The 20,897-nt window shown below is 57.7% G+C and carries 20 protein-coding genes; 9 read left to right on the top strand and 11 right to left on the bottom strand.

The genetic code is table 11. The annotated features are described in order from the left end of the window. The first annotated feature begins 17 nt into the window (after positions 1-17). From gsiB to gsiD, 3 genes are read left to right on the top strand one after another with little or no spacing between them, the layout of a single operon-like run. Positions 18-1,556, top strand: a complete 1,539-nt coding sequence (gene gsiB / locus V1587_RS09395) for a glutathione ABC transporter substrate-binding protein GsiB (RefSeq protein ID WP_371898489.1) — start codon at positions 18-20, stop codon at positions 1,554-1,556. A gap of 5 nt (positions 1,557-1,561) precedes the next feature. Next, complete coding sequence (gsiC, locus tag V1587_RS09400; RefSeq protein ID WP_371898487.1) at positions 1,562-2,482, top strand: glutathione ABC transporter permease GsiC; 921 nt, start codon at positions 1,562-1,564, stop codon at positions 2,480-2,482. A gap of 1 nt (position 2,483) precedes the next feature. Continuing rightward, positions 2,484-3,395, top strand: a complete 912-nt coding sequence (gene gsiD, locus V1587_RS09405; RefSeq protein ID WP_371898486.1) for a glutathione ABC transporter permease GsiD — start codon at positions 2,484-2,486, stop codon at positions 3,393-3,395. A gap of 114 nt (positions 3,396-3,509) precedes the next feature. Here gsiD and rimO read toward each other — a convergent pair whose 3' ends face one another. After that, a complete protein-coding gene (gene rimO, locus V1587_RS09410; protein ID WP_008501203.1) occupies positions 3,510-4,835 on the bottom strand; it encodes a 30S ribosomal protein S12 methylthiotransferase RimO in 1,326 nt (441 codons plus the stop codon). Between the two features lie 216 nt (positions 4,836-5,051). Between rimO and bssR the strand changes: the two genes are divergently transcribed. Both bssR and V1587_RS09420 read left to right on the top strand, forming a co-directional pair. Next, the gene (gene bssR / locus V1587_RS09415) at positions 5,052-5,435 is read left to right on the top strand and encodes a biofilm formation regulator BssR (RefSeq protein ID WP_104949038.1); all 384 of its coding nucleotides are present in this window, start codon (positions 5,052-5,054) and stop codon (positions 5,433-5,435) included. Positions 5,436-5,541: 106 nt separating this feature from the next. Beyond that, positions 5,542-6,660, top strand: coding sequence for a PQQ-dependent sugar dehydrogenase (locus V1587_RS09420; protein WP_371898484.1), 1,119 nt, complete (start codon positions 5,542-5,544; stop codon positions 6,658-6,660). Here V1587_RS09420 and V1587_RS09425 read toward each other — a convergent pair whose 3' ends face one another. Then, entirely contained in the window at positions 6,661-7,287 is a 627-nt protein-coding gene (locus V1587_RS09425; RefSeq protein WP_371898483.1) for a glutathione S-transferase family protein, read from the bottom strand. A 240-nt stretch (positions 7,288-7,527) separates the two neighbouring features. Between V1587_RS09425 and dacC the strand changes: the two genes are divergently transcribed. After that, on the top strand, positions 7,528-8,733 hold the full coding sequence (gene dacC, locus V1587_RS09430; protein WP_047653218.1) for a serine-type D-Ala-D-Ala carboxypeptidase: 1,206 nt from the start codon (positions 7,528-7,530) through the stop codon (positions 8,731-8,733). 97 nt (positions 8,734-8,830) lie between these two features. On the opposite strand, the gene deoR is transcribed toward dacC, so the two are convergent. The 3 genes from deoR to V1587_RS09445 form a co-directional block, all read right to left on the bottom strand. Next, positions 8,831-9,589 (bottom strand): DNA-binding transcriptional repressor DeoR, encoded by a 759-nt coding sequence (deoR, locus tag V1587_RS09435; protein WP_008503427.1) that lies wholly within the window; start codon positions 9,587-9,589, stop codon positions 8,831-8,833. Between the two features lie 68 nt (positions 9,590-9,657). Next, on the bottom strand, positions 9,658-10,266 hold the full coding sequence (gene ybjG, locus V1587_RS09440) for an undecaprenyl-diphosphate phosphatase (protein WP_371898482.1): 609 nt from the start codon (positions 10,264-10,266) through the stop codon (positions 9,658-9,660). A 7-nt stretch (positions 10,267-10,273) separates the two neighbouring features. Beyond that, the gene (locus V1587_RS09445; RefSeq protein ID WP_371898480.1) at positions 10,274-11,002 is read right to left on the bottom strand and encodes a phosphatase PAP2 family protein; all 729 of its coding nucleotides are present in this window, start codon (positions 11,000-11,002) and stop codon (positions 10,274-10,276) included. A gap of 168 nt (positions 11,003-11,170) precedes the next feature. Between V1587_RS09445 and V1587_RS09450 the strand changes: the two genes are divergently transcribed. Then, positions 11,171-12,403 carry an MFS transporter gene (locus tag V1587_RS09450; protein WP_371898479.1) on the top strand — a complete coding sequence of 411 codons (1,233 nt, stop codon included), beginning with the start codon at positions 11,171-11,173 and terminating at the stop codon, positions 12,401-12,403. Positions 12,404-12,471: 68 nt separating this feature from the next. Here V1587_RS09450 and V1587_RS09455 read toward each other — a convergent pair whose 3' ends face one another. Both V1587_RS09455 and V1587_RS09460 read right to left on the bottom strand, forming a co-directional pair. Next, the gene (locus V1587_RS09455) at positions 12,472-13,284 is read right to left on the bottom strand and encodes a Cof-type HAD-IIB family hydrolase (protein ID WP_371898477.1); all 813 of its coding nucleotides are present in this window, start codon (positions 13,282-13,284) and stop codon (positions 12,472-12,474) included. Continuing rightward, positions 13,274-14,488: an MFS transporter gene (locus V1587_RS09460; protein ID WP_371898476.1), complete on the bottom strand. Its 1,215-nt coding sequence runs from the start codon at positions 14,486-14,488 to the stop codon at positions 13,274-13,276. Before V1587_RS09460 ends, V1587_RS09455 begins: the two co-directional genes overlap by 11 nt. Before the next feature lie 81 nt (positions 14,489-14,569). Here V1587_RS09460 and V1587_RS09465 point away from each other — a divergent pair, with 81 nt between their 5' ends. Both V1587_RS09465 and V1587_RS09470 read left to right on the top strand, forming a co-directional pair. After that, positions 14,570-15,133 (top strand): TetR/AcrR family transcriptional regulator, encoded by a 564-nt coding sequence (locus V1587_RS09465; protein ID WP_371898475.1) that lies wholly within the window; start codon positions 14,570-14,572, stop codon positions 15,131-15,133. A gap of 107 nt (positions 15,134-15,240) precedes the next feature. Next, positions 15,241-16,755, top strand: a complete 1,515-nt coding sequence (locus V1587_RS09470) for a diguanylate cyclase (protein ID WP_371898473.1) — start codon at positions 15,241-15,243, stop codon at positions 16,753-16,755. 68 nt (positions 16,756-16,823) lie between these two features. Here the strand turns inward: V1587_RS09470 and arsC are convergent, their stop codons facing one another. From arsC to V1587_RS09490, 4 genes are all read right to left on the bottom strand, one after another. Beyond that, positions 16,824-17,255 carry a glutaredoxin-dependent arsenate reductase gene (gene arsC / locus V1587_RS09475; protein ID WP_371898471.1) on the bottom strand — a complete coding sequence of 144 codons (432 nt, stop codon included), beginning with the start codon at positions 17,253-17,255 and terminating at the stop codon, positions 16,824-16,826. A 12-nt stretch (positions 17,256-17,267) separates the two neighbouring features. Then, positions 17,268-18,557, bottom strand: coding sequence for an arsenic transporter (locus tag V1587_RS09480; RefSeq protein WP_371898470.1), 1,290 nt, complete (start codon positions 18,555-18,557; stop codon positions 17,268-17,270). A gap of 40 nt (positions 18,558-18,597) precedes the next feature. Further along, positions 18,598-18,918, bottom strand: coding sequence for a metalloregulator ArsR/SmtB family transcription factor (locus V1587_RS09485; protein ID WP_008503437.1), 321 nt, complete (start codon positions 18,916-18,918; stop codon positions 18,598-18,600). Between the two features lie 252 nt (positions 18,919-19,170). Beyond that, positions 19,171-20,856, bottom strand: coding sequence for an aspartate:alanine antiporter (locus V1587_RS09490; RefSeq protein ID WP_111963874.1), 1,686 nt, complete (start codon positions 20,854-20,856; stop codon positions 19,171-19,173). Positions 20,857-20,897 lie beyond the last annotated feature (41 nt).

A 20,897-nucleotide genomic window follows, 5' to 3' on the forward strand; every position in this document is an offset into this window, starting at 1 on the left:
ACAGGCAGGAGAACATAATGGTTACATTTGTAGCGCGTAGATGGTTGTTAGCCGCGAGCGTGACGGCAGCCCTGGCCGCTGCCCCCGCGTTCGCTGCCAAAGATGTGGTGGTCGCTGTCGGCTCTAACTTCACGACGTTGGATCCGTATGACGCTAACGACACGCTCTCACAGGCGGTGGCGAAATCGTTCTACCAGGGCCTGTTTGGCCTGGACAAAGAGATGAAGCTCAAAAACGTGCTGGCGGAGGGGTACACCGTTTCGGATGACGGGCTGGTGTACACCATTAAGCTCAAAACCGGGGTGAAGTTCCAGGACGGCACCGACTTTAATGCGGACGCGGTGAAGGTTAACCTCGATCGCGCCAGCAATCCTGAAAACAGCCTCAAGCGCTACAACCTGTATAAAAACATCGCCAAAACCGAGGTGGTCGACCCGGCGACGGTAAAAATTACTCTGAAAGAGCCGTTCTCCGCGTTTATCAATATCCTGGCGCATCCGGCGACGGCGATGATTTCCCCTGCCGCGCTGAAGAAATACGGCAAGGAGATCGGCTTCCACCCGGTCGGTACCGGCCCGTATGAGCTGGTCACCTGGAATCAGACCGATTTTGTGAAGGTGAAGAAATACCCGGGATACTGGCAAAAAGGGCTGCCGAAGCTGGACACCATCACCTGGCGCCCGGTAGTGGATAACAACACCCGCGCGGCAATGCTGCAAACCGGCGAGGCGCAGTTTGCTTTCCCTGTGCCTTACGAGCAGGCCGCCATTCTGGAGAAAAACAGCAAGCTGGAGCTGGTCGCCAGCCCGTCGATCATGCAGCGCTACATCAGCATGAACGTCACGCAAAAGCCGTTCGATAACCCGAAGGTGCGCGAGGCCATTAACTACGCCATTAACCGCCAGGCGCTGGTGAAGGTCGCATTTGCCGGCTATGCCACCCCGGCCACCGGCGTGCTGCCGCCGGCTATCGCCTATGCGCAAAGCTATCAGCCGTGGCCGTACGATCCGGCCAAAGCGCGCGAGCTGCTGAAAGAGGCGGGCTATCCGAACGGCTTTAGCACCACGCTGTGGTCGTCGCATAATCACAGTACCGCCCAGAAGGTGCTGCAGTTCACTCAGCAGCAGCTGGCGCAGGTGGGTATCAAGGCGCAGGTGACCGCCATGGATGCCGGGCAGCGTGCGGCCGAGGTTGAGGGGAAAGGGCAGAAAGAGAGCGGCGTGCGGATGTTCTACACCGGTTGGTCGGCCTCGACCGGTGAAGCCGACTGGGCGCTGTCGCCGCTGTTTGCCTCGCAGAACTGGCCACCAACCCTGTTCAATACCGCGTTCTACAGCAACCCGCAGGTGGACAAAGACCTGGCCGATGCCCTGAAAACCACCAGGCCGGAGGAGAAAGCACGCCTTTACAAGGACGCGCAGGACATCATCTGGAAAGAGTCACCGTGGGTGCCGCTGGTGGTGGAGAAACTGGTGTCAGCCCATAACAAAGCGTTGACCGGGTTCTATATCATGCCGGACACGGGCTTTAGCTTTGACGATGCGGATTTAAAATAACGCCCATGCTGAATTATGTTTGTAAACGCCTGCTGGGGCTTATTCCGACGCTGCTGATTGTGGCGGTGCTGGTGTTTTTGTTTGTCCATATGCTGCCGGGCGATCCGGCGCGTCTGGTTGCCGGGCCCGAAGCGGATGCCGCGGTCATTGAGCTGGTGCGTAAACAGCTTGGTCTTGACCAGCCTCTGTATGTGCAGTTTCTGCACTATATTGGCAACGTTCTGCAGGGTGACTTTGGTATCTCGATGGTGTCGCGTCGTCCGGTGTCGGAGGAGATCGCCACCCGCTTTATGCCTACGTTCTGGTTAACGATAACCAGCATGAGCTGGGCCGTGGTGTTCGGACTTGGCGCCGGGATTGTCGCGGCCGTCTGGCGCAACCGCTGGCCGGACAAGCTCGGCATGGCGCTGGCGGTGACCGGCATCTCTTTCCCGGCGTTCGCGCTGGGGATGCTGCTGATGCAGATCTTCTCCGTTGAGCTGGGCTGGCTGCCGACCGTCGGGGCCGATACCTGGAAGCATTACATCCTGCCTTCCATGACGCTGGGGGCTGCCGTTTCGGCGGTAATGGCCCGCTTTACCCGCGCCTCGTTCGTTGACGTGCTGAGCGAAGATTATATTCGCACCGCGCGGGCGAAAGGGGTTAGCGAGAAGTGGGTCATTCTCAAGCACGGGTTCCGTAATGCGATGATCCCGGTGGTGACGATGATGGGGCTTCAGTTTGGCTTCCTGCTGGGCGGCTCTATCGTGGTGGAAAAGGTCTTTAACTGGCCGGGGCTGGGACGTCTGCTGGTCGATTCCGTCGAGATGCGCGACTACCCGGTGATTCAGGCGGAAGTCCTGCTTTTCTCGCTGGAGTTTATCCTTATCAACTTAGTGGTGGACGTGCTCTACGCCGCCATTAACCCGGCCATCAGGTATAAGTAAGATGCGATTGTTGAACTGGCGGCGTCAGGCCGTTTTAAACTCCATGCCGGGGCTAAAGCCGGACCACGTCCGCACCCCGTGGTCTGAATTCTGGCGGCGTTTCCGCCGTCAGCCGGTCGCGATGGCCGCAGGGCTGTTTGTGCTGCTGCTCATTGCGGTGGCGGTGATTGCGCCGTGGGTGGCGCCGTTTGATGCGGAAAACTATTTTGACTACGACCGTCTGAACGACGGACCGTCGATGCTGCACTGGTTCGGCGTGGACTCCCTCGGGCGCGATATCTTTAGCCGCGTGCTGGTGGGGGCGCAGATCTCGCTTGCCGCCGGGGTGTTTGCGGTGCTGATCGGCGCGGCCATCGGTACCGTGCTGGGGCTGGTTGCCGGGTATTACGAAGGCTGGTGGGACCGCATCATCATGCGCATCTGCGACGTACTGTTTGCCTTCCCCGGCATTCTGCTGGCGATTGCCGTGGTGGCCATCATGGGCAGCGGCATGGCGAACGTCATCATTGCGGTCGCGGTCTTTTCTATTCCGGCTTTCGCTCGCCTGGTGCGCGGCAACACGCTGGTGCTGAAGCAGCAGACCTTTATCGAGTCGGCCCGCAGTATGGGGGCCAGCGACGCCACCATCCTCTTCAGCCATATTCTGCCGGGTACGGTGTCGTCCATCGTGGTCTATTTCACCATGCGTATTGGCGTGTCGATTATCTCGGCGGCCAGCCTGTCGTTTCTGGGATTAGGGGCGCAGCCTCCGACGCCGGAGTGGGGCGCGATGCTGAACGAGGCGAGGGCGGATATGGTGATTGCACCGCACGTGGCGATCTTCCCGAGTCTGGCGATTTTCCTGACCGTGCTGGCGTTTAACCTGTTAGGTGACGGGCTGCGCGACGCGCTGGATCCGAGGATAAAGGGATAGGCTTTTACTTGCCCCTCACCCAGGCCCTCTCCCCAAAGGGGCGAGGGTGAAAAACCGCACCGAGCAGTCCCCTCTCCCCAGTGGGGAGAGGGTTAGGGTGAGGGGGAAAGGAGATTAAACCCGGCTACCCCACAGGTCATACTCGTCCGCGTTTTCAACCTTCACGCGAATAATATCACCCGGCTTAACGTTGGTTTCGCCGTTCAGGTACACTGCACCGTCTATTTCAGGGGCGTCCGCCATGCTGCGGCCAATCGCGCCTTCTTCATCCACTTCGTCGATAATTACCATGATCTCGCGGCCCACTTTTTCCTGCAGTCGCTCGGCAGAGATCTGCTGCTGCAGCTGCATGAAGCGGTTCCAGCGCTCCTCTTTCACCTCTTCCGGCACCTGGTCCGCCAGCTCGTTGGCGGTTGCGCCTTCCACCGGGCTGTACTTGAAGCAGCCGACACGGTCCAGACGCGCTTCTTTCAGGAAGTCGAGCAGCATCTGGAAGTCTTCTTCTGTTTCACCCGGGAAGCCGACGATGAAGGTGGAGCGCAGGGTCAGGTCCGGGCAGATCTCACGCCACTGCTTGATGCGCGCCAGCTGGCGATCAACGGAGCCAGGACGCTTCATCAGCTTCAGAATGCGCGGGCTGGCGTGCTGCAGCGGGATGTCCAGGTAAGGCAGAATTTTGCCTTCCGCCATCAGTGGGATGACGTCGTCAACGTGCGGGTACGGGTAGACGTAGTGCAGACGCGTCCAGATACCGAGTTTGGACAGCTGCTCGCACAGGCCCACCATGCTGGTTTTCACCGGCTCGCCGTTGTGGAAACCGGAGCGGTGCTTCACGTCCACGCCGTAGGCAGAGGTATCCTGGGAGATGACCAGCAGTTCCTTCACGCCCGCGTCGGCCAGACGTTTGGCTTCAGCCAGCACTTCGCCAATCGGACGGCTCACCAGATCGCCACGCATGGACGGGATGATGCAGAAGGTGCAGCGATGGTTACAGCCTTCGGAAATCTTCAGGTACGCGTAGTGGCGCGGCGTCAGCTTCACGCCCTGCTCTGGTACCAGGCTCAGGAACGGATTGTGTTTTGGTTTTGGCACGTAGTGATGAACATGTTGCAGCACCTGCTCGTAGCTGTGCGGGCCGGTGATCTCCAGCACCTTCGGGTGCACTTCGCGGATCTGGTCTTCTTTCGCGCCCAGACAGCCGGTCACGATCACTTTGCCGTTTTCGGTCAGCGCTTCACCGATGGCTTCCAGAGACTCCTGGACCGCGCTGTCGATAAAGCCGCAGGTGTTTACGATCACCATATCGGCGTTGTCGTAGCTTGGCACCACGTCATAGCCCTCGGTGCGCAGTTCGGTCAGGATGCGTTCTGAATCCACCAGGTTTTTCGGGCAGCCCAGGGAGACGAAGCCGATTTTCGGCTGGTGCGTAACATTGCTCATAGGTTAAAAATTCATCAATTATGGAGTTATCAGGGCGGGATTTTACAGCGTATCGCGGGGGATTTATACACTCTTTGCAAGGCGGATGCGTCGGGCCGAGGTTGTAACATTGTAAATAATGTTAATCAGTTAATAAAAATTGATCCCAGGCATTAAACTGTACAAAAAATAAACTTATTCTGACTATGCACCATGGCTGACAGAGGAGGAAAGAGCATGACCGTTGACAGACTAAAACGCGATCTGCTGAACAAGCTGATCAACGCCCGAATCGACCTGGCCGCGTACCTGCAGTTGAGGAAGGCAAAAGGGTATATGTCAGTCAGCGAAAGCGAACATCTGCGTGATAACCTGTTTGAACTGTGTAATTTCATGCGTGAAAAAGCACCGACCCTGAAGGCGAACGGCGGCGAAAGTGAAGAGATCGCGCTGCGCCGCGCCGCTGAGGTGCTCTCCATTGCAGGGGTGTGTCTGATGAACGGACGCCACGACTGCCCGAACTTTATCGCCGTAAACGCGGAGAAGCTTGAAAACTGCCTGACAACGCTCTCTCTATGCATCATGTGCCTGAACGAGCACAAACGGCTTGAACAGCACTGATCCCGGGGGAGGCAACTCCCCCTTCTGATTAAGCTTTTGTAAAAGTGGTAACGCGCCCGGACGCAGTGGCTAATCTTTATGCCATATGCCGATAAAGGAGCGCGTTATGCCTCGATCCTCGCTGATTTCCCTGCCTGCGTTATTCATTTCGTTTTCACTTCTTGCTGCGCCAGAGGCGGTCAAGGTCGAGGTGCTGCAAAACAGACTCGATCATCCCTGGTCCCTGGCGTTCCTGCCGGATAATGACGGGCTGCTGGTGACCCTGAAGGGCGGTCAGCTCAAACGCTGGCAGGCCGGGAGAGGGCTTTCCGATCCTATTGTCGGAGTACCGAAGGTCTGGGCAAACGGTCAGGGAGGATTGCTGGATGTGGTATTGGCGCCGGATTTTGAAAAGTCGCGCCGCGTCTGGCTGAGCTACGCCGAGGCCGGACATGATGGTAAAGCCGGAACGGCGGTGGGCTATGGCCGCCTGAGCGACGACTATTCCCGCATCGAGGGATTCCAGGTGGCGTTCCGCCAGATGCCAAAACTCTCAACCGGCAACCATTTTGGCGGGCGGCTGGTGTTCGACGGTAAAGGCTCTCTCTTTATTGGACTCGGCGAGAACAATCAGCGTCCGACGGCCCAGGATCTGGATAAATTGCAGGGTAAGGTGGTGCGCCTCACCGAAGACGGGAAAGTCCCGTCGGATAACCCCTTCGTGAATACCCCCGGTGTGCGACCCGAAATCTGGTCTTACGGCATTCGCAACCCGCAGGGGATGGCGATGAACCCCTGGAGCGACACGCTCTGGCTGAACGAGCACGGCCCGCGCGGCGGGGATGAGATCAACATCCCGGAGAAAGGTAAGAACTACGGCTGGCCGCTGGCGACGCACGGCATTAACTACAGCGGCCTGAAAATCCCGGAAGCCAAAGGCGAGCACGTTGAGGGCACCGAGAAGCCGCTGTTCGTCTGGAAAGTCTCACCCGCGGTGAGCGGTATGGCGTTTTACAACAGCGATGTTTTCCCGCAGTGGAAAAACAAGCTGTTCATTGGGGCGCTGAAGGAGAAGGACGTGATCGTGCTGAGCGTGCAGGGCAACAAGGTGACGGAGGACGGGCGCATTCTGGGTGACCGGGACCAGCGTATTCGCGATGTGCGGGTGGGGCCGGACGGCTATTTATATGTGCTGACCGACGAGACGGACGGGCAGCTGTTGAAAGTCAGCCCGTCCGGCGCGTAATCAGGTGACCGGGATCATCACGACGTTGCGGTAAGCAGGGCGATCGCTCAGCTGTTTAAGCCAGCGCTCAAGGTGAGGGCGCGGCGACCACTTCAAGCCCATATTGGTCAGGTTCCAGACGAACGGCGCCACGGCGATATCGCCTGTGCCGAAGGCCTCGCCGGAGAACCAGGCGTGCTTCGCCAGCTCGTCATCCATCATCGCGAACAGATTTTCGCAGGCGTCCTGGGCGGCATGAATAGCGGGATAGTCGCGTTCTGCTTCCGGCGTGCGGATAAGCCCCATCAGGATCACGCGGTGGGTTGGCGAAAGCGTCTGGTTCGCCCAGTCCATCCACTTTTCGCCCTGAGCACGACGAGCCGGGTTTTCAACCCACAGGCGGCCCTGCCCGTACTGGGCGGCGAGGTAACGGACAATGGTGTTGGACTCCCAAAGCGTCGCGTCTGTTTCATCATCGCGCAGCAGCGGCACCAGGCCGTTCGGGTTCATGGCCAGATAATCGGCCTCTTTGTTAACGCCGAACGACATGCCAGCCATGATTTGATTGAACGGTAAATCCAGCTCCTCGAGCGTCCAGAGCACTTTCTTAACGTTGGTCGAGTTGTTCCTGCCCCAAAGCGTAATCATATTTACTCCTGATGAGATGTGAATCCGGGTCAGCTTTCGCCATGGTGAGATAAACCTAACAATTACGCAACAGAAGACAAAAAAATCGTCTGAATCAAAGCGTATCTGAATGTTATTGCATAAACTTTAATAACTTTACCCTCGTTGGGTTTCTTTAACCGTTTTAGTGCGCTATTACTCATCGCTTCTTGCGACACGGTGATGTGACGTAATTTTTGAATGGACACTCGGGTGGCATTTATGACGCGTAAAATGACTTCTCTGCGCAGCCTTGCGACAGGCTCTGCGCTCCTTTTCCTGTTTGCACCAACTCTCTATGCAGCTGAACAGGCTGCGCCCGAAGCGCCGCCAGTGGATGCGCGCGCCTGGATCCTGATGGATTATTCCAGCGGTAAAGTGCTGGCGGAAGGGAATGCGGATGAGAAACTCGATCCGGCAAGCCTGACCAAAATCATGACCAGCTACGTGGTGGGCCAGGCGCTGAAAGCGGGCAAGATCAAGCTGGACGATATGGTCACCATCGGGAAGGATGCGTGGGCGACCGGCAACCCGGCGCTGCGGGGTTCTTCCGTGATGTTCCTGAAGCCTGGCGATCAGGTCTCTGTTTCCGATCTGAACAAAGGGGTAATTATTCAGTCGGGAAATGATGCGTGCATCGCGCTGGCCGATTACGTTGCCGGCAGCCAGGATTCTTTCATTGGCTTGATGAATGGCTACGCGCAGAAGTTGGGCTTAACCAACACCACGTTCAAAACGGTTCACGGTCTGGATTCGCCGGGACAGTTCAGCACCGCGCGCGACATGGCGCTGTTGGGCAAAGCGCTGATCCACGACGTGCCGGATGAATACGCGATCCACAAAGAGAAAGAGTTTACCTTCAACAAAATTCGCCAGCCGAACCGCAACCGCCTGCTGTGGAGCAGCAACGTCAACGTGGACGGGATGAAAACCGGCACCACGGCGGGTGCAGGCTACAACCTGGTGGCCTCCGCGACCCAGGGGGACATGCGCCTGATTTCGGTGGTGCTGGGCACCAAAACCGACCGTATTCGCTTTAATGAGTCAGAAAAACTGCTGACCTGGGGCTTCCGCTTCTATGAAACTGTGACGCCGATTAAACCGGATGCCACGTTCGTCAGCCAGCGCGTCTGGTTTGGTGACAAGAGTGAAGTGAATCTGGGCGCGGGTGAGGCGGGCTCGGTGACCATTCCGCGCGGTCAGCTGAAAAACCTGAAGGCCAGCTACACCCTGACCGACCCGCAGCTCACCGCACCGCTGAAAAAAGGCCAGGTGGTCGGGACGATTGATTTCCAGCTTAACGGCAAGTCGATTGAACAGCGTCCGCTGATTGTGATGGAAGCAGTTGAAGAGGGCGGCTTCTTCAGCCGGATGTGGGATTTCGTGATGATGAAATTCCACGGGTGGTTTGGCAGCTGGTTTAGCTAAGTTTTTTGCCGGGTGGCGCTGCGCTTACCCGGCCTACGTTTTTTCTCCCTCTCCCTGTGGGAGAGGGCCGGGGTGAGGGCATCAGACCGCACCCCGTTTAATACATCAACTTCACCTGCTGCGCCTTCGCGTGGGCCACAATCTCGTCGTCCGGGCGGCAGTCGCTGACGATGGCATCGAACTGCGCCAGTTCGCCCATTCTTGCCGAACGCACCTTGCCAAACTTGCTGTGATCGACCACCAGCACATGGTACTGCGCGGCGCTCAACGCCCAGTGCTTCACCGGCAGCTCTTCCAGATTAAAGCAGGTCGCCCCCTGGCGCACGTTGACGCCGGCGGCGGAATAAAACGCGATATCCGGGCAGAGATTGCTGAGCGTGTCCTGCAGGTTGAGCGGCTTAAAAATCGCGTTGCTGGCGTGAAACTCACCGCCGCAGAGGATCACCCGGCACTCGGGTTTCTCCTGAAGCGCCAGAAAGGTGTTCAGGGAGTAGCACACGGCGGTAAAAGGAATGCTGCTGTCGATGGCTTCGATAATCCACGGCGTGGTGGTACCACAGTCAAAAAACAGCGTCTGGTGCGGCTGTACCAGTGAGGCAGCAAGCCGCGCGGCTTTGCGTTTCTCTTCCACCAGGCGCGTCTTCTGGTCGCTGATCAGATAATGGCTGGCGCTACGCGGCTCAAGCACAATGTATCCACCCAGCAGCACGACGGGCGCGCTCTCGCTGTTTAGATCCCGACGAATGGTCATCTCTGAGACGCCGAGGAGGTTGGCGGCTTCCTTAAGATGCAGCTTATCGCTGCGCTTCAGCGCCTGTAGCAGCTGAGCAATGCGGTCATCGCGACGTGTTTCCATAGTTCCTCGGGATAAAAAAAGTGAACCCCCGCAGGGCGGGGGTTCAAGTGTAACCTGTCAGGTTGGGGTTAGTCACGTATCCAGCCTTTGCGGATCGGGATAGCGAAAATGGCGCGATAGAGTAAAGACAGCGTGCGGTAGAGCGCTTCACCGAAGAGGCTCCACAGGATCGCCGCGCTCACGCAGCCAATCAGCCCGACCAGGAAACCGCCCACCATATCCAGCGGCCAGTGTACGCCCAGGTAAACGCGAGACCAGGCGATTGCCAGGGCCGCCACCATCAGGACCGCACCAGACCACAGGCGATGCCAGAACAGGAAAGCCAGCGCAAAGGTAAAGATCACCGTCCCGTGATCGCTCGGGAACGAGTCATCCGGCGCGTGGTGCAGGAAGGTATAGCCCACATGTGCAACAAAAGGACGGGCGTGCGGGAACACATGACCCAGAACGAAGCTCACCAGAACGCTCACGCCCAGCGCCATCGCCACTTTGATCACCAGCTGGCGCTGCGCTTTTACCTGGCTGCGGGGTCCCCACAGCCAGAGAATCGCAGCCAGTGCAGGCACGATACTGATCAGATCTTTTGCCAGGAAGGTGGCAAAATCGATCGTCCACTCGGGCGAGGCCGGGGTGGCATTGATCAGATAAAACAGCTGATAATTTAGATTCTCTAACATAACGTTATCACTCTTTAGCAAACCGGGTGGAAACAAGGCCGTAGACCACCACCTGAGAAAACCAGACCCACCACCCAGCCCACAGGTTGTGAGAGAAAAAATGCGCCCCGCGCATGACCTGACCGAAGCCCATCGCCAGACCTAACACCACGCCCAGCGCGACGAAGCTCCAGGCGAGGCGAGGGCGCTCGCGCCAGAAGGCAAAAAACAGCCCCATCACCATAAAGCCGCTGGAGGCGTGACCGCCGGGGAAACAGCGTCCCGGACCGCTGTCTGCAGGGATGGTGCTGAACAGGGGATAAGAGACAGCCTTACCGCCGTATTCCAACAGGTCCCACGGGCAGCTGTGATGGCTCATGCTTTTCAACAGGCCCACCGCCAGCGCGCCAACGCCCATCAGAAGCGCCGCCGTAACCAGCCTTGCGTTACGCTTGTAAGCGCCGTAAAACAGCGCCACGGCGCCTAAGGCGATGGCGATGTACTTCGCCAGACGATGGTTAAGCAGATCTAGCAGGTGGTCTTTCTGCAGCGGGAAGCTCTGCGTCGCCGCGTCATACCAGAAGCCGGTTACCCATCTGTCGAGCGCTTCATTGCGCGATAGCCACGTAAACACCACGGCAAGGACTATCAGTATGAAAAGCTGATAACCATAAAAGCGGGTCGGTAAGCGGTAAAGTCGTTTTGTCTTATTTGTCTGTAACTTAGACAATTCTGAACGGCTGGAGGTGAGTGCCATAATTTGGGGTCGTTGACGAGTAATGCGGCTATCATAAATCTGTCAAATTAAGGAAACCTTAAACGAAGACGATATGTGCTTTATTTCTGTTTATCCTCGATAAATCACTATCTCGGGCTCCGGCATTTCATTACACTCGTCGCGATTTTGTCATTATAAAGAGATTGCATGTTAAACCGTTCTTCTTCTGGTTCACGTCTGGGTCGTCAGGCGTTGCTTTTCCCCCTGTGTCTGGTGCTCTACGAATTTTCTACCTATATCGGCAACGATATGATCCAGCCCGGTATGCTGACCGTGGTGGCGCAGTACAACGCGGGAATTGAGTGGGTACCGACCTCCATGACCGCCTATCTGGCCGGCGGCATGTTTTTGCAGTGGCTGTTAGGCCCGCTGTCGGATCGTATTGGACGCCGTCCGGTGATGCTGACGGGCGTGGTGTGGTTTATCGTCACCTGTCTCGCCACGCTGCTGGCGCAAAACATTGAACAATTTACCCTGCTGCGTTTCCTGCAGGGGGTGAGCCTGTGCTTTATCGGCGCCGTGGGGTATGCCGCCATTCAGGAGTCGTTTGAAGAGGCGGTGTGCATCAAAATTACCGCGCTGATGGCGAACGTGGCGCTGATCGCTCCCTTGCTCGGGCCGCTGGTGGGCGCCGCATGGGTGCATGTGGCGCCCTGGGAAGGGATGTTTGTGCTCTTTGCGGTTCTCGCCGCCATCGCGTTCTTTGGCCTGCACCGGGCGATGCCGGAAACCGCCACCCGCATCGGCGAGAAACTCTCGCTGAAAGAGCTGGGTCGGGATTACAAAGAAGTGCTGAAGAATGGCCGCTTTGTGGCGGGGGCGCTGGCGACCGGATTCGTTAGCCTGCCGCTGCTGGCGTGGATTGCCCAGTCTCCGGTTATTATCATCAGCGGCGAAAAGCTCAGCAGCTATGAGTACGGCCTGCTGCAGGTGCCGATCTTTGGCGCGCTGATTATCGGCAACCTGGTGCTGGCACGTTTGACGTCACGACGCACCGTGCGTTCACTGATTATCATGGGCGGCTGGCCGATTGCGGCAGGGCTGATTCTGGCGGCGGTGGCGACCGTCGCGTCATCACATGCTTACCTGTGGATGACGGCAGGGCTGAGCATTTACGCCTTCGGGATTGGCGTGGCGAACGCCGGGCTGGTGCGCCTGACGCTGTTTGCCAGCGAGATGAGTAAAGGCACGGTCTCAGCGGCGATGGGGATGCTGCAGATGCTGATTTTTACCGTCGGTATCGAAGTGAGCAAGCATGCCTATGCGATGGGCGGCAATGGGCTGTTCAGCCTGTTTAACCTCGCCAACGGTGCGCTGTGGGTTGGCCTGATGGTGGTATTCCTGAAGGACAAGCGCGTCGGAAACGCCCTGCAACCTTAACTGTTTATTCCCTCTCCCCTTTGGGGAGAGGGCCAGGGTGAGGGGAGAGGGCACCAGACCGCACAGTGTTAATTAAACGGTGCCTCCCCGTTCAACACCTTATCAATCACATCCAGCACGCCTTCCTCGTTATTATGCGGCGCTTCAAAGCGCGCCGCCGCTTTGATATGCGGTCTGGCATTCGCCATCGCAAAGCTGAACCCGGACTGGCGCAGCATCTCCACGTCGTTGCCGCTGTCCCCGAAGGCCACCACGTCGCTGTTCTCTATCCCCCAGCGCTGCTGAAGGATCCGCAGGCCGTTGGCCTTATGCACGCCGGGGATAATCAGGTCGATACTGCCGTGACCGGTGGTGACGGGCACCATGATGTCGCTCAGCTTTTCATGCAGCAGCGCCTGAATACGCGGAATTTCATCATCAGACACGTTGAGCCCGAACTTGAAGAAAATATCGTTCAGGTTGTCGAAATCGCTGACCATTTCCAGACGGTGATAGTACTTCGCCGCGATCTCCTTAAAGCCCTCGTCATAGCATTTCAGCGTGTAGGCGCTGCTTTTCCCGCAGGCGATGACCTCAATGCCCGGAACGTCGTTTAACACGTTCGCGACGGTCTCGAAATGGGCTTTCGACAGTTCACCGTTGAAGACGTCTTCACCTTCGCTCACGACCCAGCCGCCGTTTTCGGCGACGAATGAAATTTCATGAGCAATCTCCGGGAAAAAGGAGATTAGCTGGTAATACTGGTTGCCGCTGGCGACCACGAAGCGAATGCCTTGCGCCTTCATGCGTGCGTACTGCGCCAGAAAGCGCGGGCGATTGTAGGTCTTGGCATCACTCAGGAATGTGCCATCCATGTCGACGGCGATCAGTTTAACGCTCATATCCCTTCTCCAGTGTCGTGTGTTTCGTTTCCGGCTTTGCCACCGCGCGCGCCACCAGCGCCGCGACGATCACCAACCCTAATACCACCAGCATGGCGCTGCGCAGCCCGTAGTGCTCGCCGAGGAAGCCGAGCAGCGGCGGCCCGACCAGGAAGGCGAGATAGCCGGTTGTCGCCACCACGCTGACGCGCGTCGGCGCATCCGGGCCGGTGTCGCTGGCGGCAGAGATGGTCAGCGGGAAGCCGAGGGACGCGCCCAGCCCCCAGAGGATCACCGAGACGCCGGCAATCCAGTCCACATCCACAAAGATAATCATCGCGATACCCAGCCCGCCGAGCAGGGCGCTGGCGCGCACCACCGCCACGCGGCTGTAGCGGTCGATAAACCAGCCGCCTGTGAAGCGCCCGACGGTCATCCCCAGAGTAAACCCGGCGTAGATCAGCGAGCCGGAGGTTGGGCTAAAGCCGTGACCGTCCACCATCAGCAGAGGCAGCCAGTCGTTGGCGGACCCTTCCGCAAACGCCATCGCCAGAACCACCACGCCAATCAGCATCAGCTGATAATCGCGGTAGAAGGGCAGCCCTTTTTCAGCAGAATGCTGTTCATCTGAGGCGTTCTTGCCGGTGCCGTCCGGGATCGCCCGGATGCCGGTCAGAATCGGAATAATGCACACCAGCGCCGCCAGCAGGATATGCAGATTCGCGGTCATGCCGAAGGCCGTCAGCGCCATCCCCACGCCCGCCCCGGCCAGCGTGCCGAGGCTGTAAAAGCCGTGCATCATAGGCAGCACGGTTTTGTTCATCTCGCGCTCGACCGCCGCCCCTTCAACGTTTATCGCCACTTCCGCCGAGCCGAAGCTGCCGCCAAACACCGTCAACCCCAGCGCAAACAGCACCGGTGAGGCAAACCACAGCGCCACGCTCAGCACAATCATCCCGAACACCGCGAAGCACATGGTGGTGCGGATCACCGCCCGCGTACCGAAGCGCTTCACCAGCCACGCGGAGCAGAGGATGCCGCTCATGGAGCCTATCGACAGGCCGAACAGCACGATGCCCATTTCTGCGGTAGAAACGGACAAAATGTCGCGAATGGCTGGGGTGCGCGTGGCCCAGGAGGCCATCAGCAGACCGGGAATAAAGAAGAACATAAACAGCGCCCACATGCGGAGCTGCAGGGCTTTGCGGGGAGAGGTCAGCGTCATTGGGGTAGCACCAGAAGTACAACAATAGCGACAACACTAGCAAGTTTGTGTACATTTGTACACAAACCAGGTGAGGAATTGATGAGCAGACCACCCAACGATCCGCATCGCCGGGAGAAAATCCTGCAGGCGACGCTCGACACCATTGCTGAACACGGTATTCACGCCGTCACGCACCGTAAAATCGCCACCTGCGCGGGCGTGCCGCTGGGGTCGATGACCTACTATTTCGACGGTATGGAGCCGCTGCTGGAGGAGGCCTTCACGTGGTTTACCTGCCAGATGTCGCAGCAGTACCGGGATTTCTTTGCGGGCGTCACCGGGCCGGAAATGGCGTGCGAATCCATCACTACCCTGATCCACAGCTCGCAGGTGACCACGCCGCACAACATGGCGCTGATGTATCAGCTTTACGCCTTTATGCACCGCAGCGCGGCGCTCAAAACGGTGATGCAGGACTGGATGAAGATGAGCCAGACCACGCTGGAGCAGTGGTTCGACCCGGTCACCACCCGCGCGCTGGATGCCTTTATTGAAGGGATGACGCTGCACTACGTGACCGACCGGACGCCGCTATCCCGGGAGGAGATTCGGGCGATGGTGGGGAGGATTGCGGGTATCACACCGTTAAATAAAACGAATTAGTTTATATTTTTCAATGTATTACGATTTTTCTTCATATTGACAATCCGGGCTGATCACGTGACTATCCACCGCGTTGGTTATTTACTGTTCAGTGGTTGAGGTTGGCGTTGGGTGAAAAAGTAAGTACCTGGTTCGTGCAGGTCAGTCTGGCAAAAAAGAGAGCGTTGTTGGTACTGGTGATTTTGGTTCAGGCGGGTCTGCTGATTGGACATCTGCTCTACCAGCGCGGCTATGTGGAGGATAACGCTGCACGTATCCTTCGCAATACGGCGATACTCCAGTCTCAGCAGTTTGATACCAGCCTTAACGCGATGCGCTACCAGATGCGCTTTATCGGTAATGCCTTTCTGCTCAACCATACGGTCACGCCTGAAAATGCGCAGTCATTTCTGAAAGGGGAACTGAAGCGCGCCTGGCTGGATGGCGTTGTCGTCTTTGATGAATACGGTGATTTTCTTAGCAGCCGCGCACTATTTCCTTTTGAACGCGCTCTGGACGCCTCTACGCTTGCGCAGGCCAGCTTCCGGCAGCGCCCTCTGTTTAACGATTTTCGCCGGGATGAAGTCACCGAAAGTCTGTTTTACTGGCGAAGCAACGGCACGGATAAAAACATGGTAGGGTTCGTGATGTTCCGAGCGGTGCGCGATGCCCATGGTCGCTTTCTGGGCGGTGCGGTGGGTTTCTTCAATGGTCACTCCATGAACGATATGTTCCGCAAAATGGAAGTGCAGGGCTTTGATTTAGGCCATGGCGGGGCGATGGCAGTCCTTGACCGTGACAATGCTGTGCAGCTTGCCCGTATGGGGGCGAATGGCGGTACGCAATTGAACACCTCCGACCCGCGCCTCGCGAAGCTGCTGGAATACGCGAGTGATACCGCACAGGTCCACCGATACACCTCTCCGATTGATGGCGTTGAACGTATGGGGGTATTTCTCAACCTCAACGAACGCAAATGGGTGCTGGCCGTCGGGCTGGCCAGAAAAGACGTGCTGCACGGCTGGTATTATCAGGCACTGTGGACGGCGCTGGCGATTCTGGTTATCTCCCTTACGCAGTGGTTTCTTATGCACTATATCCACGTCAACGCCCTGCAGCGGGCGCGTTTCCAGCAGGAGGCGCGGCACGATCCGCTCACCGGGCTGGCAAACCGTCGTCAGTTTGATGAGTGGTCTTTGAAGGCCTGCAATCTTGCCCGCCGGCATCAGCAGCCCCTGTGCCTGATGAGCATGGATCTGGATTTCTTTAAGCATATTAACGACACATGGGGTCATGACGGTGGCGATGCGGTGCTGAAGCATATTGGCAACGCGCTTCCGGCACTGGTGAGAGGCAGCGACATTGTCGCCCGCTTTGGCGGGGAAGAGTTTGTCGTGGCAATGCCGCATACTACTCTGGAGGCGGCCGCTGAGATCGCCGAGCGCGTACGGATGAGCCTTGCCAGCCAGAACGTCGACTTCAACGGGCAGACGATCCGCTTCACCGCCAGCATGGGTCTTGTATGCATGACCCCGGATGAACTTGAGATTGAACATGGCATGCAGTCAGCCCTGGCGCGAGCCGATCAGGCGCTTTACCGTGCAAAACGTGAGGGGCGCAACCGCGTCTGCGTGTCGAGCTAGCGGGCGGTTGTTTTCTCCAGGCGCTCAGGGCCACCGGAAGCTGGCCCTGTTCTCCACCTGAGGATGGATTATTTTTTCAGGATATTCTTCCCGCTGGCGTCCACCACCGCTTCGCCATCTTCTTTCGTAAATGCCCCTTTCTGCGCATCAGGCAGAATGTCGAGGACGACTTCTGACGGGCGACACAGGCGGGTGCCCAGCGGTGTGACCACGATCGGACGGTTAATCAGAATCGGGTATTGCAGCATAAACTCGATTAGCTGGTCGTCGGTGAAGCTATCTTCGGCAAGGCCGAGCTGTTCATAGGGCTCCACGTTTTTACGCAGCAGATCCCGCACCGAAATGCTCATATCGGCAATCAGGGTGGTCAGCGTATCGCGCGACGGCGGGGTTTCCAGATAGAGGATAATCTCTGGCTCCGTGCCGCTGTTGCGGATCATCTCCAGCGTGTTGCGCGAGGTGCCGCAGGCGGGGTTGTGGTAAATGGTGATGTGGCTCATATCAGTGGCTCATTACAGTGTGAAGGAGAGACGTAGCGCCAGCGCGGCGAGCGTCACAAACAGGACCGGCAGCGTCATGATGATGCCCGTCCGGAAATAGTAACCCCAGGTGATCGTCATGTTTTTCTGCGCCAGCACGTGGAGCCAGAGCAGGGTGGCGAGGCTGCCGATAGGCGTGATTTTCGGGCCCAGATCGCAGCCAATCACGTTGGCGTAAATCATCGCCTCCTTAATCAATCCCGTTGCTGTGCTGCCCTCAATGGAGAGTGCGCCAATCAGCACCGTGGGCATATTGTTCATTATGGATGACAGGAACGCGGTGATGAACCCGGTACCCAGCGTGGTCGCCCACAATCCGTGTCCGGCCAGGCTGTTCAGTACGCCTGTGAGAGAGTCCGTCAGCCCGGCATTGCGCAGGCCATACACCACCAGATACATCCCCAGCGAGAAGATCACGATCTGCCACGGTGCGCCGCGCAGCACTTTTCCGGTGTTTATCGCATGTCCGCGTTTTGCGACAGCGAACAAAACCAGCGCGCCCGCAGTCGCAATGGCGCTGACCGGAATGCCGAGAGGCTCAAGGACGAAGAAACCTACGAGCAGAAGCAGCAGCACGATCCAGCCGGTTCTGAACGTCGGTAGATCGTTTATCGCGCGTGCAGGCTCGCGCAGTTTCGCCAGGTCATATTCCGCCGGAATTTCCTTGCGAAAGAACAGATGGAGCATGACCAGCGTTGCGGCAATCGCGGCGATATCAACGGGAATCATCACCGAAGCATATTCACTGAACCCCAGCGTGAAGAAGTCTGCCGAGACGATGTTGACCAGGTTCGACACAATCAGCGGCAGGCTGGCGGTATCGGCGATAAAACCAGCCGCCATCACAAATGCCAGCGTAGCCTGTTTGCTGAACCCCAGCGCCAGCAGCATGGCGATAACGATAGGGGTCAGGATCAGCGCTGCGCCGTCATTGGCAAACAGCGCCGCGACGGCTGCGCCCAGAAGGATAATCCAGGTAAACAGCAATCGCCCGCGACCGTTTCCCCAGCGGGCGACGTGCAGCGCCGCCCACTCGAAAAAGCCGGACTCATCCAGCAGCAGGCTGATGATGATGACGGCGATGAACGTTGCCGTAGCGTTCCAGACGATATTCCAGACTACCGGTATATCATTAATGTGAATCACGCCGCTGACCAGCGCCAGCACGGCGCCGATGGTGGCGCTCCAGCCAATACTCAGTCCTTTCGGCTGCCAGATGACCAGCACCAGCGTAAACAGAAAAATTGCCCCTGCCAGAAACATCGCTTACTCCGTTATATCTGTTTTTGTGAATGTGTCTTGATTAGCACGAACCCGGAAGCCGGTTTTTCAGCTTCATGCGCGTCTCTTCCCGCAGGCAGTTCCAGCTGGTGTCGATAACGGCTGCCGCCCATGCAGGCATGTTGGGCGAGAGACGATAATGGACCCATTTCCCCTCGCGACGGTCGATCACAAGCCCGGACTCGCGGAGCAGGGCCATGTGGCGGGAGACCTTCGGCTGAGATTCGGCGGTGGCGGCGCAGAGATCGCAGACGCACAGCTCGCCCGCTTCGCGGAGCAGCATGACGATGGCGAGCCGCGTTTCGTCGGAGAGGGTTTTGAAGAGGTGGAGTGGGTGGAGCATGAGGGTTCCTGACGGCGTGGTTTTTATATGCGTTTAATCATATATGTTTTAATGGCTGGAGAGAAGGTGAAATTGAGTAAGGGGAATTTCAGGCAACAAAAAACCCATCAACCTTGAACCAAAACGGCGGGGTTGATGGGCTCCACAAATTGGGGACATCAAAGAAAAGCAGTGGCACTAGTTATGACTGCCCCCTGATAAAAAAGTTCTGCGCGTAACGAAAATAATTTTCACCACGCGCAAACTTAGGAGTTATCCGAGTCCAGGCCAGATGATGATGATCAGCGTACCCGCCAGCGTCAGCAGCACGTTAGCGATAGCGTACGTGCCTGCATACCCCAGCGCCGGGATGTTGCTGCGCGCGGTATCGCTGATGATTTCCATTGCAGGCGCACAGGTACGCGCGCCCATCATTGCCCCAAAGAGCAGGGCGCGGTTCATGCGCAGCACGTAGGCGCCGAACAGGAAACAGATAACGACCGGCACCAGGCTGACGATAAGTCCGGACACCAGCATCTGCCAGCCGACGGCACCCAGGCTGTGGCCGATACCGCTTCCCGCGCTTAAGCCCACGCCTGCCATAAAGACCATCAGACCGAACTCTTTCACCATGTTCAGCGCGCCCTGCGGAATGTAGCCGAAGGTCGGGTGGTTCGCTCGCAGGAAGCCCAGCATGATCCCGGCGAACAGCAGACCGGCGGCATTACCGATGCCAAAGCTGAAGTTGCTGAACTGGAAGGTGATCATCCCGATCATCAGGCCAACGATAAAGAAGGCGCAGAAGGCCAGCAGGTCGGTGACCTGGCTGTGAATCGAGATAAAGCCGATGCGGTCGGCCACGGTTTTCACGCGTCGGGCGTCGCCGCTGACCTGTAGAACGTCGCCTTTGTTGAGCACGACGTTGTCGTCGATAGGCATCTCAATCTGGCTGCGGATCACGCGGTTGAGGAAGCAGCCGTGGTCGGTCAGCTTCAGCTGCGCCAGGCGGCGGCCCACGGCGTTATGGTTTTTCACCACGATCTCTTCGGTGACGATGCGCATGTCGAGCAGATCGCGGTCGAACACCTCTTTGCCGTTACGGAAGCTCGGGTCGAGACGGGCGTGGGCGTCCGGGTAACCCACCAGCGCAATGTCGTCGCCCATCTGTAGCACCGCGTCGCCGTCCGGGTTCGCCAGAATGCCGTTGCGGCGGATACGTTCGATGTAGCAGCCCGTCTGGCGGTAAATCCCCAGCTCGCGCAGGTTTTTGCCGTCAGCCCAGGCAACCAGCTCTGGCCCGACGCGGTAGGCGCGGATCACCGGGAGATAGACTTTACGTTTGGAGTCGGTATCCAGACCGCGCTCGCGGGCGATTTGCTGGGCGCTGGTCTGTAAATCCTGGTGCTGCAGTTTTGGCAGGTAGCGCGCGCCAACGATAAGACTCACCAGACCAATCAGATAGGTCAGGGCATAGCCCAGGCTCAGGTGGTCGAGTGCGGCAGAAAGCTGCGCGCCGGCCATGCCGGAATGGCGCAGGGTATCGCCGGCACCCACCAGTACAGGGGTGGACGTCATGGAGCCTGCCAGCATACCGGCCGTTAACCCGATATCCCAGCCAAACAGTTTACCCAGCCCTAACGCGATCAGCAGCGCGCTGCCGACCATCACCAACGCCAGCATCAGATAATTTTTGCCGTCGCGGAAGAAAATTGAAAAAAAGTTCGGTCCCGCTTCCACGCCAACGCAAAAAATAAACAGCATAAAACCTAAGTTGAGCGCGTCCGTGTTAATGCTGAAGTGCTGCTGGCCTAATAATAAGGAGACGACTAAAACGCCAATGGAATTACCAAGTTGAACTGAACCCAGGCGCAATTTACCCAGGCAAAGGCCCAGCGCCAGTACCACAAATAATAACAGGATGTAATTCCCATTTAACAAGTCTGCGACGTTTATATTCACGGAGGCTAACTTCTTGTTTACCAGTAAGTTGTTGAATGAAA

The organism is Enterobacter sp. ECC-249, assembly GCF_043965265.1.
Taxonomy (GTDB): Bacteria; Pseudomonadota; Gammaproteobacteria; order Enterobacterales; family Enterobacteriaceae; genus Enterobacter; species Enterobacter quasiroggenkampii.

What these genes read in the sequence shown, in the direction of transcription:
- gsiB (WP_371898489.1), top strand. Translation starts at nt 18, where the DNA reads ATGGTTACATTTGTAGCGCGTAGATGGTTGTTAGCCGCGAGCGTGACG.
- gsiC (WP_371898487.1), top strand. Translation starts at nt 1,562, where the DNA reads ATGCTGAATTATGTTTGTAAACGCCTGCTGGGGCTTATTCCGACGCTG.
- gsiD (WP_371898486.1), top strand. Translation starts at nt 2,484, where the DNA reads ATGCGATTGTTGAACTGGCGGCGTCAGGCCGTTTTAAACTCCATGCCG.
- rimO (WP_008501203.1), bottom strand. Translation starts at nt 4,835, where the DNA reads ATGAGCAATGTTACGCACCAGCCGAAAATCGGCTTCGTCTCCCTGGGC.
- bssR (WP_104949038.1), top strand. Translation starts at nt 5,052, where the DNA reads ATGACCGTTGACAGACTAAAACGCGATCTGCTGAACAAGCTGATCAAC.
- V1587_RS09420 (WP_371898484.1), top strand. Translation starts at nt 5,542, where the DNA reads ATGCCTCGATCCTCGCTGATTTCCCTGCCTGCGTTATTCATTTCGTTT.
- V1587_RS09425 (WP_371898483.1), bottom strand. Translation starts at nt 7,287, where the DNA reads ATGATTACGCTTTGGGGCAGGAACAACTCGACCAACGTTAAGAAAGTG.
- dacC (WP_047653218.1), top strand. Translation starts at nt 7,528, where the DNA reads ATGACGCGTAAAATGACTTCTCTGCGCAGCCTTGCGACAGGCTCTGCG.
- deoR (WP_008503427.1), bottom strand. Translation starts at nt 9,589, where the DNA reads ATGGAAACACGTCGCGATGACCGCATTGCTCAGCTGCTACAGGCGCTG.
- ybjG (WP_371898482.1), bottom strand. Translation starts at nt 10,266, where the DNA reads ATGTTAGAGAATCTAAATTATCAGCTGTTTTATCTGATCAATGCCACC.
- V1587_RS09445 (WP_371898480.1), bottom strand. Translation starts at nt 11,002, where the DNA reads ATGGCACTCACCTCCAGCCGTTCAGAATTGTCTAAGTTACAGACAAAT.
- V1587_RS09450 (WP_371898479.1), top strand. Translation starts at nt 11,171, where the DNA reads ATGTTAAACCGTTCTTCTTCTGGTTCACGTCTGGGTCGTCAGGCGTTG.
- V1587_RS09455 (WP_371898477.1), bottom strand. Translation starts at nt 13,284, where the DNA reads ATGAGCGTTAAACTGATCGCCGTCGACATGGATGGCACATTCCTGAGT.
- V1587_RS09460 (WP_371898476.1), bottom strand. Translation starts at nt 14,488, where the DNA reads ATGACGCTGACCTCTCCCCGCAAAGCCCTGCAGCTCCGCATGTGGGCG.
- V1587_RS09465 (WP_371898475.1), top strand. Translation starts at nt 14,570, where the DNA reads ATGAGCAGACCACCCAACGATCCGCATCGCCGGGAGAAAATCCTGCAG.
- arsC (WP_371898471.1), bottom strand. Translation starts at nt 17,255, where the DNA reads ATGAGCCACATCACCATTTACCACAACCCCGCCTGCGGCACCTCGCGC.
- V1587_RS09480 (WP_371898470.1), bottom strand. Translation starts at nt 18,557, where the DNA reads ATGTTTCTGGCAGGGGCAATTTTTCTGTTTACGCTGGTGCTGGTCATC.
- V1587_RS09485 (WP_008503437.1), bottom strand. Translation starts at nt 18,918, where the DNA reads ATGCTCCACCCACTCCACCTCTTCAAAACCCTCTCCGACGAAACGCGG.